Origin of the sequence: Nocardia beijingensis NBRC 16342, from assembly GCF_001612785.1 — a bacterium.
GTDB classification, from domain to species: domain Bacteria; phylum Actinomycetota; class Actinomycetes; order Mycobacteriales; family Mycobacteriaceae; genus Nocardia; species Nocardia beijingensis.
On sequence record NZ_BDBC01000017.1, the window covers coordinates 97583 to 113137 of the forward strand.

Here is a 15555-nt window from a genome sequence, read left to right on the forward strand (position 1 = left end):
GAGCTCAGGCGTCCAGCATGGATTCGTCCCACTCGCGATCCAGATCGGGGTCGGCGGCCGAGAGCACCTCGTCCAGCCGCAACCCCAGCTCGCCGATGTTCGGCTCGGTCATCATGTTCAGGTGATCGCCCGGCACGTCGATCACCGTGAACCGGCGCGCCGCGTACTGCTTCCAGCCGTTGTCGGCGCTGTCGAACATGCTGCCCACGGTCTGATGCGCCAGATCGACGCCCGGCGGCAGGCCCTCGGTGGCGCGCAACAGCGTGATGTCGCGATCGTACGGCTCCAGCTTGTAGTCCAGCATCGCCGAGTAGTTGGCGAAGAACACCTCGTAGAGCCGCCGGATCGCCTGCGGCGAACTGTCGGCGGGCAGGATGCCCGACCGCACCGACTCCGCCAGCATCGCCGCGAACAGATCCTCGGAATTGTGCACGTCGGGCTCGAAATCGACCAGCGCCGAACGGCTTCCCCGCGCGTACCACAGCAGCTCGAGGAAGAACCACCGGATGAGTTTCTCCTCCGGAATCGGGCTCCGGGTGCGAGCGCGCAGCGCCATCGTGTCCAGCAGCGTCACGCTGGAGACCTCGTGCTCGGGCAGCTGGCGGGCCATTTCCAAGGCCACGTAGCCGCCGAACGACCAACCCGCCAAGTGATACGGCCCCTTCGGACGCACCCGCCGCACCGCCCGCAGGTACGACTCCGTCATCGCGGGGATGGTCTTCTCCGGGGCGCTGCCGGGATCAGCGCCCGCGGCCTGCAATCCGTAGATCGGGCGATCCGGGTCCAGGTACCGCGCCAGCGCCAAGTAGCACAGCACGTTGCCACCGATCGGGTGCACCAGGAACAGCGGCGGCTTGCTGCCGCCGACGCTGATCGGCACCAGCGGGTCGAACGTGCGCCGCACGTCGCCCGAGCGCACCAGCGTGGCGATCCCGGCGGCGGTGGGCGCGCCGATGAACGCGTCCAGCGGTACCTCGACGCCCCAGCGGCGCGACAGCGCCATCACCACGCGCATCGCCCCGATCGAGGTGCCGCCCGCGGCGAAGAAGTCTTCGTCGACGCCGATCGCGCGCAGTCCCGCGTACTCGGCCAGCAGTTCGACCGCCGACCGTTCGTATTCGTCGGCGGGCTCCCGCCGCGCCGACACCGTCTCCGTGGCGTCCTCGCCGAAGGCGCGCAGCGTCGCGTCGTCGCGCTTGCCGCTGGGCGTGCGGGGCAGTTCGCCGAGCCACACGAACCGCGACGGCACCATGTGCGCGGGCAGCATCGTGCGCAGGTCGTGCCGCAGCGCGGCCAGGTCGGTCTGCTCGGGCGACCCGGCCAGGAACGCGATCAGCGAACCGTCGATGCCGCCGAAACCGCGGGCCACCACGGCGGCCTCGGTGATGCCGGGGAACTTTTCCACCAGGCTCAGGATGCACAACTCGACCTCGGCGGGCTCCACCCGGAAGCCGCGGATCTTGACCTGGCTGTCGCTGCGTCCGAGGCAGACGATGTCGCCGGAGAACAGTCGGACGCCGAGGTCGCCGGTGCGGTACCGGATTCCGCCCGCGTGCGTGGCGACGAACCGCTGCGCGGTGAGCGCGGGCCTGCCCTCGTAACCGCGGGCGATGCTGCGGCCACCGAGATAGATCTCGCCGATGACGCCGTCCGGCACCGGCCGCAGGGCGCTGTCGAGCAGTTCGACGGTGTCGCCGTCGACGGCGCGGCCGATGGGCGGCAGCGCGGGGAACTCGTCGGCCGGACCCGTCAGCGTGAACTTCGTCGCGACGTGGGATTCGGTGGGGCCGTACTGGTTCTCCAGCACCAGACCGGGCACCACCTTGCACAGCGCGCGGATCTCATCGGTGATGCGCAGCTGCTCGCCGGAGGAGATCAGCACCTTCAGCTCGGTCGGGAACATCCGGTGCGCCACGGCCGCCTCCGCGAACGCCTGCAAGGCGACGTACGGCAGGAAGAGCCGTTCGATGCCCTCCTCCACCACCGTGTGCAGCAGCTGCTCGACATTCGAGCGCAGATCGGCCGAACTGACCCGCAGGGTGGACCCCGCCGCGAGGGTCGTGAAGATCTCCTGGAACGACACGTCGAAACTCAACGGCGCCAATTGCAGTGTGCTCAGCAGGCCGGTCCCGGTGGACGCGCGATTCTGCCAGTCGACGAGGGAGGTCAGGCCGCGATGCGGCATCGCGACACCCTTGGGCTCGCCCGTCGACCCCGAGGTGAACAGCACGTAGGCCACCGCGTCGGGCGAAACGTAACCGGGCAGCGTCACTTCCGCGTCGGGCGCGGAGTCGTCGAAGAGCGCGGCGGTGTCCAGCACCAAGGCGGCCTCGTCGACGATGTCGCGATAGGCGGCGTCGGCGACCACCCGGTGCGGGCGGGCGCGATCGATCATCAGATTGAGCCTGGCGCGCGGGTAGCTGACATCGAGCGGAACACACGCGGCTCCGATCCTGGTCAGCGCGAGCACCAGCAGCACCAGTTGCGGGCGGCGTCCCATCAGGATGCCGATCCGGTCGCCCGGCGAGACGCCGAGCCCGACCAGGCGCCGGGCCAGCCGGTCGGAGCGTTCGATCAGCTGGTCGTAGGTGACGGATTCGTCGTCACCGGCCAGGGCGAGGCGCGAGGGATCGAGCGCGGCGGCTTCGGCCACCAGCGTGCCCACGTCGCGGGCGGTCGCGGGGCCGACGCCGCGGTCGATGGCCGCGTCGGGGTCGGCGACGATTCCGGCCAGCATGCGCAGCTGCGTGAGGGCCACGGTCTCGCACTGCTCCGCGGTCAGGGTGTGGTCGCCGTCCACCCGCAGCCACATCCGGCCGTCGCGCGGATCGGTGGCCGCGGTGACCAGCAGTTGGAAGTTGGTCTCCTCGCGGGCCTCGAAGTCGAGCAGGCGCACGCCGTCCAGCACGAGCATGGGCTGGAAGACGTGATAGTTGACGAAGTTGAACGCCGTCTCGAAAACCGGCCCGCCGTCGGCGAGGATCGACCGCAACGGGTAGCGGCGGAACGGATACGCCTCGCGTTCGCGTCGCGCGAGCTGCTCCACCGCCGCGCGCCACGTGGTCGCGGCGCCGTCCAACCGGATCGGCAGCGTGTTCAGGAACAACCCCGCCACTCGTTCGGCTCCGGCCCGGTCCGGGCGGCCGTGGCTGACCACGCCGGTGGTGACATCCGTGCGGCCGGTGAGCGCCCGCAGCGCCAGGCAGTGCGCGGCCAGATACACCGATTTCTCCGGCACCTGGTGGCGCGTGGCGAACGCCGAGACCTGTTCGGCCAGCCTGCGCGGCACCAGCGCCCGCGCTCGCGGCACGCCGGCCACCACCGGCTGGTGCGCGCCGAGCGCGGTCAGCGCGGTGGGCTCGGCGCCTTCCAACGCGGTCAGCCAGTACGCGCGGGCCGCGCTGTCGCGGGCCGCGCCCTGCTCGGCCCGCGCGTACTCGGCGAGCACGGTCGCCGGATGCGGCGTCGCCTCGACCCGGTTCTGGGTCATGCCGAGGTGATGCAGGTAGTCCAGCAGCAGTTCCAGTACCGAGGTGGCGACGCTCCAGCCGTCCAGGATGGCGTGGTGGAAGCTCAGCACCAGGTCCACCGTGCCGACCGGCTCCTGCGGGCCGGGGCGGACGAACACGCGGATGGCGAACAGCGCGGGGACCGAGATGTCGTACTGGGCGTGGGCTCGCTCCTGGAGATGGATCTCGATCAGGTCTTCGCCGTCCGCCTCGTCCATGTCGCCGAGGTCGACGATCTGGAGGTCGTAGGGCGGCGCTGTGTGCACGATCTGCAGCGGAACCGAGTACCTGCTCAGCTCGAACGACGAGCGCAGCGCGGGTTGACGCCGCACCAGCCGGTCCACCGCGTCCCGGAATCGCGCGGCATCCCAGGGGATTTCGAGCCGATAGCGGAAGACGTCCTTGTAGGTGACCGAGTCGGCGCGCTCGATGCTGTGATACAGCATGCCCAGTTGCAGGGCGGTGGCCGGGAACGCGTCCTCGGCCTGGTGCAGCGCGGCGCGGTCGATCAGCGGCACCGTCTCCAGCGGCGCGGCGACGCGGCCGCGTTCGTCGTGGCGGTCGTCGCGCACGACGCGGGCCAGCTCGGCGATCGTCGGCGCTTGGTAGAAGGAGTCCACGTCGAAGTAGAGCCCGGCGCGTTCGGCGGCGGTGCGCACGGCCAGCGCGAGGATGGAGTCGCCGCCGTGGGTGAAGAAGTTGTCGTGCACCCCGATCGACTCGACGCCGAGGACGGTGCGCCAGACCTGCGCGAGTCCGGCCTCGACGTCGGTGCGCGGCTCGGCGCCGTCGGCCCGCTCGCCGCCGTGGCCGAGGACGAGCTGCTCGGCCAGCGCGCGCCGGTCCAGCTTCCCGTTGCGAGTCAGCGGGATGCGGTCCACCCGGATCAGCCGGGACGGCACCATGTAGCGGGGCAACCCGGCCGCGAGCTGCTCGGCGATCTCCTCGCCGGAGACGTCGGCGCCGACGAAGTAGCCGACCAGTTGCACGCCGTGCGCCTCCGAGACCTCGTCCACCACGGCCGCCGCACGGACCCCGGCGCAGCCGAGCATGGCGTTCTGCACCTCGCCGAGGGTGATCCGGTTGCCCCGGATCTTCACCTGATCGTCGAAGCGGCCGAGGTACTCGAGGTTGCCGTCGGGCAGCCAGCGCGCCAGGTCACCGGTGCGGTACCGGCGGCGCCCCGGCACCGCGCGATCGTCGACGAACGCCGCAGCGGTCAGCTCGGGCCTGCCGCGATAGCCGCGAGCCACGCCGACGCCCGCGATGTTCAGCTCCCCCGGCACGCCGACCGGCACCCGGCGGCCGATGTGATCGAGCACGAGCAGGTCGATGTTGTCGATGGGGCGCCCGATCGGCACCACCTCGAGCGGCTCGCCGGCGAGGCAGTCGAAATAGGAGACGTCGACGGTGGCCTCGGTCGGGCCGTAGAGATTCACCAGCTGCGGCGCCGCCGCCCCGGCCGCGGCGAAGACCGCGTGGAACCGGCGCACCAGCGCCGGGGGTAGCGCCTCACCGCTGCAGAAGATCCGCCGCACGCTGCCCAGCCGCGCCACCGTCGCCGGGTCGGCCGCGAGTTCGTCGACGAACGCGGCCAGCATGGAGGGCACGAAGTGCAGCACCGTCACGCCGTGCGCGGCGATCGCGTCGGCGATGCGGCGCGGATCGCGCTCCCCGCCCGGTTCCAGCAGCGCCACCCGCGCGCCGGTGATCGCCCACCAGAACAGCTCCCACACCGACACGTCGAAGGTCACCGGCGTCTTCTGCAGGATCACGTCCGACTCGTGCAGGGGGTAGCGCCGCTGCATCCAGGTCAGGCGGTTCACCACCGACCGGTGCTCGATCATCACGCCCTTGGGCACGCCCGTCGAACCGGAGGTGTAGATGAGGTAGCCGAGATCCGCTGGGTGCGAGACGCTTTCGACGCCGCGCGCCGGGGCGGTGTCGGCCACCGTCATCCTCGTGACGCCCAGTTCGTCGAACACCGCCTGATGCCGCGGCCCCGCCACGACGAAGCGCGCACCGCAGTCGGCGAGCACGGTCTCGATGCGAGCGGCCGGGAAGTCGGGATCGAGCGGCACGTAGGCGCAACCGGCCCGCAGCGCACCGAAGATCGCGACGAGCATCTCCGTCGAGCGGGGCAGCACCACCGCTACGCATTCGTTGCCGGTCGCGCCGAGCGCGTGCAGCCTGGCGGCGAAGCCGTCGGCCAGCGCGGACAATTCGGCGTAGCGCAGCGGCTGCTCCCCTGACCCCGCGACCGGCTCGATCGCGATCCGATCCGGATGCCGTGCGGCCACGTCGGCGACCAGCCGGTCGATCGTCGTGTACGGGAACTCTTCGCGCGGACCGGATTCGAACGCGGCGATGGCCGCCTGCTCCCGTCTCGGCATCAGCGGCAGGTCCGCGATCGGCGCCTCCGGCCGGTCCAGCGCCGCGACCAGCAGCGCGCCGACGCCGCGCACGACCGATTCGAACGGGAAATTCTCGTCGAAGACGTCCTTGTCGTAATAGAGCTGGAGGTTCAGCGAGCCGTCGCGCGCGTGCTCGACGCCGAGGATGTTCAGCGCCTCGAGCACCGTGCCCGGATTGACGATGTCGAGCGTGCCGAGGATCTTGTCGAGGTGATCCGAGGGCGGCATCTTGATGTAGGAGTACGCCACGTCGAACAGCGGCGGCGCCGTCGGATCACTGCTGAGGGCACGCGCCAGGTCGCCGTACGGAAAACGCTCGTAGCGCTTGAGTTCCCGGATCTGCGCGGCCACCTCGGTAGCGACCGCGGACAGCGGCTCGGTGGGATCGACCCGGATGCGCAGGGGCACCACGTTCGTCCGGTGGCCCGCGGTGCGGAAGGTCTCGGCGCTGTGCCGGTTGAGCATCGGGACGCCGATCACCACCTCCTCGGAGCGGTGAATGGTGGTCAGGTAGGCGGCCAGCGCCGAAACGGTGAACGCGAAGACGGAGAAGCCGGTGGCTCGAATGCGGTCGAGGAACTCGGGTTCGACGACCACGCGCCGACGCCCCCGATCGACGTTCGGGGTGCTCGCACGTCCGGAGAAGAGTGCGGGGACCACTCCTTCGAAGCGGCGCACCAGCGCGTCACGGTCCGCCGCCCACTGCGGCGAGGACAGATACTCCTCGTGTTCGGCGGCGATCTTGCGGTAGGTCGCCGCACTGCGGTCGGTCTGCTCGGTGAACGGCTCGGGCTCGGCGAGCTGCTCCAGCGAGAGGTCGCTGCGGCTGTAGTTGTCCACCAGGGCGCTCCACAGCGCGTTCACGCCCCAGCCGTCGATCATCGCGTGGTGCATCGCCACGTAGAGATGGAAGTGGTCGGGTCCGTCGACCAGCGCGGCGATCCGGAACGGCTGCCGCGGCGGGGACGGCGTCACGTTGGCCCGGTTCACCCAGTCCCGGCGCGCCGCGGCCGGGTCGGAGGCCCAGCTGAGATCGACCAGCTCCACCTCGGGTAGCTCGTCGGAGACCCACTGCCAGAAACGGCCTTCGGAGAACTCGAACCGCAGGCGCAGCGCCTCGTCCGACAGCAGCGCCCTGCGCACCACGGCGCGCAACCGGTCCATGTCGAAGGGCTCGTCCATGAACGCGCAGTAGGCGTTCCGGGTGACCGGCGCCGGGGCATACCGGTAGGCCACCGACAACACATCGCGCTGGTACGCGCTGACCGGCCAGGCTTCGGGGGGTCTCTCGGAAGTAGCACTCGGTTCGAATGTCACAGTCACTCCTATCGCGACAGTCGCGGCACCGGCCGTGCGCGGATCCGCTCGGGCCCACCCTGATCGCTGACACGCAAAGCTGCTACCACACTTATCCAGTTATCGATATCGCGAATCACGGCATCGGCAGTGCCGATGCCGCGACTCTGCTGTTGTTATCGCGGGGTATGCGGGCCGGTCAGCAAGCCGACAGCAGCGCACGCACGCTTTCGTCGGCCAGACGATCGGCTCGGTCGCGGGAGACCGCCGGCTCGACGTAGCCGATGTTGAGGGACAGCTGGTTGTGCGTCGCGTTGGCGGTCGCCATGATGAAGCCGCTGACGGACATGCCGGAGACGAATTGCGCGCCCTCCAGCTGCCAGGAGCCGATCTTGTCCGGGAACGGGTAGTCGCCCAGGTAGGTCATACAGAGATGACCGGGGCCGCGGGTGTCCATGAGTTTCACCGTGGACGCGCTCGCGGCCACCGATTTCGGCGCGGCCACCTTCAGCAGGTTCAACGCGGACAGGTGGTCGCGCCGGTCCATTCTGGCGCCGTACTCGCGCTCGATCTCGGCGGCGATCTCCCACAGCGATGCCCACGGCGCGTACTTGGCCGGAGTGGCGATCATGCCCTGATAGGTGCCCACTTCGGTGTCGCCGGCGGCGCCGCCGAGGTGGTCACGGAAGTTGACCGAGCTGCCGACGGTGTACCAGGCGGCCTGCTCGGTGCCCGCTTCCCTGGCCGCGGCGATCAGCAGCGCCGCGGAGAGTGCGGCCTGCAGGCCGACGCCGTGGCGGGCGCAGCCAGCGGTGAGCGCGTCCAACCGGTCGGCGTCGAGGCCGCGGTGCACGACCCGGCTGCGCCGCTGCGCTGGCGGCGCCAGCCTGGTCGGCTCCAGCCTGCGCGGCTTGCGCAGCTGCGACTTCTGGTCGCGCAAGAACGAACCCGCGGTGCGCAGCGCACCGCCAGCGCCTTGGAAGCGCGGCGGGAACAGTTCCTCCGGCCCCGGCCGGACCGGAGCGGGCGCGACATCGCCTCCTTCCCCTGCGGCCGCCTGGAGCACCTGCTTGGCGACCGAGAGCGCGCTCTCGCCGTCGGCGATGGCGTAGTGCAGCGTGACGATCAGCTCGTTGGTGCCGTCGGTCTCCTTGATCAGCACCGCCCTCGCCAGCGGGCCGGTGCGCCAGTCGAACGGCTCGCGCAGCTCCACCTCGTCGGCCTCGGCCAGCCAGTTCGTGCTGTCCTCCGATTCGATCACCCGCAGCGGAATCGGCGCTTGCACCGGCACGAAACGCGGTGCGGTGCCGTCCGGTTCGGCCGCGACGGCGACCCGCAGGAGCGGATGCCTGCGCTGCACCTCGTCGAGGCCCGCGCGGATCTGCTCGGCCTCGACGTGGCCACGGACGCGCACCCGCGACAGGATGTGCAGCGGCGCCAGCTGATCGGCGATCCAGTGCCAGCGCTCGACCGGAGAGAGCGGACGCGGCAGTCGCGCGGTCGGGCCGTCCGGTTCGGGAAAGGACATCGGCTTGCCGAGGTTACGCAGGAAGAATTCGGTGGGCGCGTGCCGGAAGTAGGTGTCGCGCACCCGCACCAGGCGCGGGTCGGTGGTCTGCTCGATCTTGGCCAGCGAGGCCGATCCGTTGACGAACATGGCGGTGCGGTCGGCGCGCAGCTTCTCGTAACGACGCAGGCCCGCAACCGGATCCAGGGAATTGCGCAGCACACCGGCCAGCACCACCGCGTCCTCGATCGCGGCGTTGGCGCCCTGGCCGAGGCTGGGCAGCATCGGGTGCGCCGCGTCGCCGAGCAGCGTCACCCGCCCGCGGCCCCACCCCGCCAGCGGCGGCCGGTCCTGCGCGGGCACGGCCAGGATCGCCGCCTCCTCGGTCTGCTCGATGCAGGCGCGCACCTCCGGCGCCCAGTCGGCGTACAGGCGCAGCAGGTCGTCCTTGCCGCCCTGCCAGTTCGCGGCCTCGTCGGCGGGCAGCGTCTTGGTGCCCCACCAGTACACCCGGCCGTGACCGATGTCGTGGATGCCGAAACGCATTCCGGTGCCCCAGAAGTGCGCTGACAACCCGCGCGCGACATTGGGGTGCTCGAACGGGATGCAGGCCAGCCAGCAGACGAAATTGCCGGGGCGCGGCGCGGCGCGGCCGTGCAACTGGGCGCGCACCACCGAGTGGATGCCGTCGGCGCCGACGAGCAGATCGCCCTCGGCGACGCGGCCGTCGGCGAATTCGACCCGCACGTGCTCGCCGTCGTCGACGAACCGGGTGGCCTGCGCGCCGGTGAAAGTCGGCGTGTCACCGATCGCGCTCAGCAGCACGTCGTGCAGATCGGTGCGGTGCAGTGCGACAGCGGGTGCGCCGAGCTGGGCGTCGAGCCGATGCACCGGAAGCACCCGGATCGGGCTGCCGTCCGGGTTGCAGAAGCGGAAGGTCTCGACCCGGCCGCCGCGCTCGAGCAATTGCTCGTCGATGCCGAGGCCGAGGGTGCGCAGTGCGTTGATTCCGTTGGCCTGCACCGAAAGCCCGAAGCCCTGTGCCCGCAGTTCGGTGCCCGATTCGTATAGTTCGACGCCGAATCCCGCATGCCGCAGGGCGGCCGCGGTGGTGAGTCCTCCGATCCCTGCCCCGAGAACGACAACCTTGATCGGACTGCTCATCGAACCTGCACTCTCATCGAACCACTCGACGGCACAGGTGCTTCGTGCCGCGACGCGGCCCGCGGGCCACACTGCCCGCGCGAAACCGTCCCGCTGAGCAGCACCGACCGAGGCCACCGTGTCGACCCCGACCAGGCAGGCAGCTAGGACGCCTGTGCCTGACCGTCCGGAAGCCTACCGCTACTCGGCGCGCAAGGCCGAGTTGAAGTGAGATTCACCGCATCATGCGATTGTGAAACGCAAATGTGTTGCAATGGTGCATAATTCGCCCTCCGCGCACCACGTTCGCCCTCGATTCCGGCTCGTCGCCGGGCTCAGAGGTAGGACGTATCGTTCACCAGCCGCACCGAAGACCCGCCGTCGGGATAGAACTCCGCTATCGACAGCGACGCCAGATCCAGATGCAAGCGATACAGCAGCGACGGGCCCGCGTCGAGGGCAAGCCGCAGCAGCGTCTTGATCGGGGTCACGTGACTGACCACCACCACATTGGCGCCGGGATACCGCTCGAGCAGATCGCGCAGCGCGGCGTCCACCCGTGCGCGGACCTCCTCGAAATTCTCCCCGCCCGGCGCGGCGACGGTGGGGTCGCCGATCCAGCGGGCGTGCAGATCCGGGTCGCGTTGCGCGGCCTCTGCGAAGGTCAGCCCCTCCCACGCGCCGAAGTCGGTCTCGATCAACCCCTCGTGGATCTCGAGCGGAACCTCGAGCGCGGCGGCGGCCGCCTCCGCGGTCTCCCTGGCCCGGCCCAGCGGCGAACTGACCACCGCGGCGATGTCGCCTTTGGCGGCCAGCATTTTCGCGGCGCGCGCTGCCTGCTCGCGGCCGAGCGGCGTGAGCGGCGGATTGCCGCGACCGGAATAACGGCGTTGCAGCGACAACTCGGTTTGGCCGTGGCGAAGCAACAGCAAACGCGTGGGCCTGCCGATGGCACTGGTCCAGCCGGGGCCGTGCCGCGCCGGCTCGGTCTGCCCGGCGTTCGCGTCCCTGACTTCGTCGATCCAGCTCGGCAGCTCGCGCTCGGTGGCCGCGAGGGCCGGGTCGGCGGCCTCCGTCGACGTGGTGGCGGCGGCGCGGCCATCGTCGGCTCCGGCGTCCATGGCCTCGTTCGCCAGCCGGTCGGCATGGGCGTTCTGCGCGCGCGGAATCCAGTCGTAGCTCACCCGGGCGAACCCGGCCGCGATCCTGCGCGCCTGGTCGGCGAGCGGAATCAGGGCCGCGTGCTTGATCTTCCATCGACCGGACATCTGCTCGACGACCAGCTTGGAATCCATGCGCACCACGACCGACTCGGCGCCCAGCTCCGCGGCCGCCGCCAATCCCGCGATCAATCCGCGGTATTCGGCGACGTTGTTGGTCGCGACGCCGAGGAACTCCCTGCGCTCGGCGAGCACCCGGACGTGGTCGGCGTCGTAGACCACCGCGCCGTACCCCGCAGGCCCCGGATTGCCCCGCGAGCCGCCGTCGGCTTCGACGATCACCTCGGGGAAACTCATCGCGCTCCCCAGGCGACCGGTCGCGGCGAACTCACAGCCCCGATTCCTTGGTCCGGACCAGGATGGCGCCGCACTCCGGGCAGCGCACGACCACGTCCGGGGCGGTCTTGGCGATGCGGGCGATCTCGCCGCGATCGAGTTCGATGCGGCACGCGCCGCAGCGGCGCGCCTGCAACAGGGCGGCGCCGACGCCGTGCTGCTGCCGCTGACGGTCGTAGATGGCCAGCAGTTCGCCGGGCAGCTTCGCGACCACGCCCGCGCGATCGGTCTCGCAGCGCGTCTGCGCCACGTCCAGATCCGCGAGCGCCTCGTCGCGCAGCCTGCGGGCATCGGCGAGTTCGTCGTCGGTCTTGCTCAACCGCGCGCCCGCGTGCTCGTGGTCGGCGGCGGAGGCTTCGCGCCGCTCCATCACCTCGAGCAGTTCGTCCTCCAGCACGGAGCGGCGGCGCTGGAGGCTGCCCAGCTCGTGCTGGATCTCCGAAAGCTGCTTGGCGTTCACCGTTCCCGCGCTGAGCAGGCCCTTGTCGCGTTCCTCTCGCTTGCGCACCGCGTCGACCTCGCCCTCCAGCTTGCGGATGTCGCGATCGAGGTCGTCCAGCACGATCTCCACGGCCACGGCGGCGTCGGAGTGCGCGTTGCGCTCGGCTTCCAGCCGCGCCACCTCCTGCTGCTCGGGCAGCACGGTGCGGCGGTGCGCGATCCGGGTCAGCTCGGCGTCGACGGCGGCGAGCCGCAGCAGCTCGGCCTGGATCGGGGGTTCGACATTCAACGCGGACAAACTCCTGGACGGGGTGGACGGGACTGGTGTTCAACCGTACCCCGCCGGACCGGCGGACCGGCGTCAGCCGCCGACGGCGCGGGTTTTGATGGCGTCGCGGGAGATGTAGACGTCGTATTCGCCCGGCACCGCGATCACCGCGTTGCCGTAGGCGGAGCGCACGAACGGCTGGGTCCACCAGCGGCCGTCGCGCATGTCGGCGAAGAAGTCGCGGTCGCCGTCGTTGAGGAAGATCTGGTTCTGCTTGGTCGCGACGCCGTCGAGGCGCTGGCCGTACAGGCGGCTGATCCGGTAGCCGGAGTGGAAGCCGAGGGCGTTGACCCACGGTTCCAGCTCGACGATGCCCGCCTGCAGCACCCACATGTCGCCTTCGACCCGGTGGGTGAAGCGCTGTTCGGAGTGGTCGTCGTCGCCGTACAGGGTGACGTCGACGTCGAGCTGGTGTTCTTCCCCCGCCACCTGCTTGGCCACCACGTGCGCCGCTTTGATTTCGCCGGTCAATCCGAGATAGGTCTGCAGCAGGGTCGCGATCCACAGCAGCACCGCGGCGACCAGCAGCAGTGCGAGCCCACCCGTTCCCCGCGCGAGCAGCGGCCGCATCCCCACCCGCCGCGCGGCGATCAGACCGGAGATGATCAGCGCGACACCGACGACCAGCAGCAGGATCAGCCCGATCTGCACGAGCCCGAAATCGACCGGGAAGTTCATGCGGTAGTTGTACCCCGCGCGAACCGGTCGATTCACCCGAACCGCCCATCCTTTCCCGGCTCGGCGCGGACACGCCCCGACACGCCGTTGCCAGTTCTGCGCCGGGACAACGGCTTCGCCGGGTCAGCCGGACGCGCGCACCGTCCATGGGTCGGTGCGCAACGTGGACACCCTGGTCTCCAGACCGGGCAGGGCGGTTCGCACGACCGCTTCCGCCTGCGCGCACCAAGGGAATTCGGTCGCCCAGTGGGCGGCGTCGACCACGGCGGGCCCGCCCTTGCGCAGGTGCTCGTCCACCGGATGGTGGCGCAGGTCGGAGGTCAGATACACGTCGACGCCCAACCCGGTGGCCCTGCTCAGGTAGGAGTCGCCCGCGCCGCCGCAGACCGCGACCGTGTAGACGGTGCGGTCCGGGTCGCCCGCGGCGCGCACGCCCCACGCGGTGGACGGCAGGGCGCGGGCCACGCGATCGGTGAAGGCGCGCAACGATTCCGGTTGCGGCAAGGTGCCGACCCGGCCGATGCCGAGCGAGGACGGCAACTCGGCGTGTTCCACGATGTGATAGACCGGGTATTCGCCCGGGTGTGACGCGCGCAGCGCGGTGAGCACCGCCGAGCGCGCTGAGCGCGGGGCGGACACCTCGATCCGGTCCTCCTCGACATACCGCAGTTCCGTCAGCGAGCCTTGGCCATGGGCGGTTTCGGCGATCGGACGGAATTGCTCGGTCGCCGGCACGCGCAGCGCACGGTCGCAACAGTGCCCGCCCGCGCCAGCGCCGGCGGCGAACAGCGCGGCGAGCACCGCATCGGTGTGCGTCCGTGGCACCTGGATCACCCAGTTGTCGACGGGAGCTTCTGGTTTCGCGTCCAGCGGTCCGGTCACCGTGAGACCGATGGTCGCGGCCAGCGCGTCGGAGACGCCGGGATCGGCGGAGTCGGCGTTGGTGTGCGCGGTGAACAGCGCGCAGCCGGAGCGGATCAGCCGGTGCAGCAGCGCGCCTTTCGGCGTGCTCGCCGCGACGGTGTCGACGCCGCGCAGCAACAGCGGGTGGTGCACCACCAGCGCCTGCGCACGCCAGTCGATCGCCTCGTCGACGACCGCGGCGGTCGCGTCGACCGCGAACAGCACCCTGGTCAGCTCCTCGGCCGGGTCACCGCAGACCAGACCGACCGAGTCCCACGGCTCGGCCAGCGCGGGCGGGTAGGCCGTGTCGAGCGCCCCGATGAGATCCGCGAGCGTGGTCATCGTCCACCTTCCTTCGCTTCGGTCCTGCACTGTGCGGCGCCGGGTGCACTGCCGGACGTGCCGTTGCGTGCGCTCGCCTCGCTCGGGCACGCGTTCTGCGTGGTCGGGCGGTTTTCCGGCCCCGCTCCCCACGACGGACGCGGTGTTCGTGGCGCTGGACTGCGCCGTTCGTACTTGTTCGGCTGGATGCCCGATGCCGCGACCACCATGCGGCAGTATTCCGGCCGACTCGACAGCAGGACCTCACCGAGTCGTGGAGATCGGCCACCAGCCACGAGACGTCCGGCACGCGAGATCCCCCTCCGGCCGGTGCGCTTGCGCGCGGGATCGAAGCATCGATCGACCTGGCACGGCCTGCGCCTCGCACTCACCGGACATCCGCCGATCGGATCGCCGCGACCAGCCGATCGACCTCCGCGGGGCCGCGGACCGCGACGCGCAGATGATCCGGTCCCAGGCCGGGGAAGGTGTCCGCGCGCCGGACCGCGATCCCCGCCGCGGCCAAGTGTTTGCGCAGCAATTCGCCGTCCGCCACGCGCAGCAGCAGGAACGGGCCTTCCGCCGGAGTATGGACCGCCACGCCGAGGTCGCTCAGGCGCTCGATCATCGCGGCACGGTGCACGGCGAGCGTCTCGGCACGGCGCTCGGACTCGGCCACGGCGGCCGGGCTCGCGGTGGCCGTGATCGCCTCCAGTTGCAGCGTGCCCAGCGGCCAGTGCGGACGCCCGTGGCCCAGACGCGCCAGCACCTCGGGCGCGCCGAGGAAATAGCCGCAGCGCAGCCCCGCCAGCGCCCACGTCTTGGTGAGGCTGCGCAGGACGAGCAGGTCGGGCGCGGGGTCGGCGGCGAGGGATTCCGGCTCACCGCCCACCGCGTCGGCGAAGGCCTCGTCGACCACGACGACGCGACCTGGCCTGCGCAGGGCGCGGATGGTGCCGGCCGGGTGCAGCACCGAGGTCGGATTGGTCGGGTTCCCGAGCACCACCAAATCGGCTTCGGCGGGCACCGCGGCCGGGTCCAGCCGGTAGGGCGGTTCCAGGACCACCCTGATGACGGGGATGCCTGACTCCCGCAGCGCGAGTTCGGGTTCGGTGAACGACGGATGCACCACCGCGGCCGACCGCGGCGCGAGACGGGGCAGCATGGCGAAGCCTTCCGCGGCGCCGGCCAGCAGCAACACCTCCTCGGGAGCGCGGCCGTGCCGGGCCGCCACCGCGCGGCGGGCCGCTTCGGCGTCCTCGGCGCTCGGATAGCGCCCCAGATCGGACAGGCGCGCGGCCAGACGCCGCCGCAGCCATTCCGGCGGCGCGTCACCCTGCACGTTCACCGCGAAATCGAGCATGCCGGGCCGGGCGTCCACGTCGCCGTGGTGACGCAGTTTCGCTCGATCGACGGTGTCCTCGGCCACGAGACCACACCCTACGTGGCGGTCACGCGG

7 protein-coding genes are annotated in these 15555 nt (G+C 70.9%); all 7 read right to left on the reverse strand.

From position 1 onward, the window contains the following. Positions 1–4 precede the first annotated feature (4 nt). The 7 genes from NB3_RS11585 to cobC all read right to left on the reverse strand — a co-directional run bounded on the left by NB3_RS11585 (position 5) and on the right by cobC (position 15525). Positions 5–7240 carry a non-ribosomal peptide synthetase gene (locus tag NB3_RS11585; protein ID WP_067800872.1) on the reverse strand — a complete coding sequence of 2412 codons (7236 nt, stop codon included), beginning with the start codon at positions 7238–7240 and terminating at the stop codon, positions 5–7. Between the two features lie 178 nt (positions 7241–7418). After that, complete coding sequence (locus NB3_RS11590; protein WP_084486149.1) at positions 7419–9890, reverse strand: FAD-dependent monooxygenase; 2472 nt, start codon at positions 9888–9890, stop codon at positions 7419–7421. Positions 9891–10204: 314 nt separating this feature from the next. Further along, entirely contained in the window at positions 10205–11386 is a 1182-nt protein-coding gene (locus tag NB3_RS11595) for a bifunctional RNase H/acid phosphatase (RefSeq protein ID WP_067800875.1), read from the reverse strand. Between the two features lie 31 nt (positions 11387–11417). Next, positions 11418–12155, reverse strand: a complete 738-nt coding sequence (locus tag NB3_RS11600) for a zinc ribbon domain-containing protein (protein ID WP_067801336.1) — start codon at positions 12153–12155, stop codon at positions 11418–11420. 72 nt (positions 12156–12227) lie between these two features. Next, positions 12228–12872 carry a hypothetical protein gene (locus tag NB3_RS11605; protein WP_067800878.1) on the reverse strand — a complete coding sequence of 215 codons (645 nt, stop codon included), beginning with the start codon at positions 12870–12872 and terminating at the stop codon, positions 12228–12230. Positions 12873–12995: 123 nt separating this feature from the next. After that, entirely contained in the window at positions 12996–14117 is a 1122-nt protein-coding gene (locus NB3_RS11610; RefSeq protein ID WP_067800881.1) for a Nif3-like dinuclear metal center hexameric protein, read from the reverse strand. A gap of 367 nt (positions 14118–14484) precedes the next feature. After that, on the reverse strand, positions 14485–15525 hold the full coding sequence (cobC, locus tag NB3_RS11615; protein ID WP_067800884.1) for an Rv2231c family histidinol phosphate aminotransferase CobC: 1041 nt from the start codon (positions 15523–15525) through the stop codon (positions 14485–14487). Positions 15526–15555: the final 30 nt, after the last annotated feature.

Coding starts and splice junctions, on each gene's coding strand:
- NB3_RS11610 (WP_067800881.1), bottom strand. CDS start 14,117: ATGACCACGCTCGCGGATCTCATCGGGGCGCTCGACACGGCCTACCCG.
- NB3_RS11590 (WP_084486149.1), bottom strand. CDS start 9,890: ATGAGCAGTCCGATCAAGGTTGTCGTTCTCGGGGCAGGGATCGGAGGA.
- NB3_RS11595 (WP_067800875.1), bottom strand. CDS start 11,386: ATGAGTTTCCCCGAGGTGATCGTCGAAGCCGACGGCGGCTCGCGGGGC.
- NB3_RS11605 (WP_067800878.1), bottom strand. CDS start 12,872: ATGAACTTCCCGGTCGATTTCGGGCTCGTGCAGATCGGGCTGATCCTG.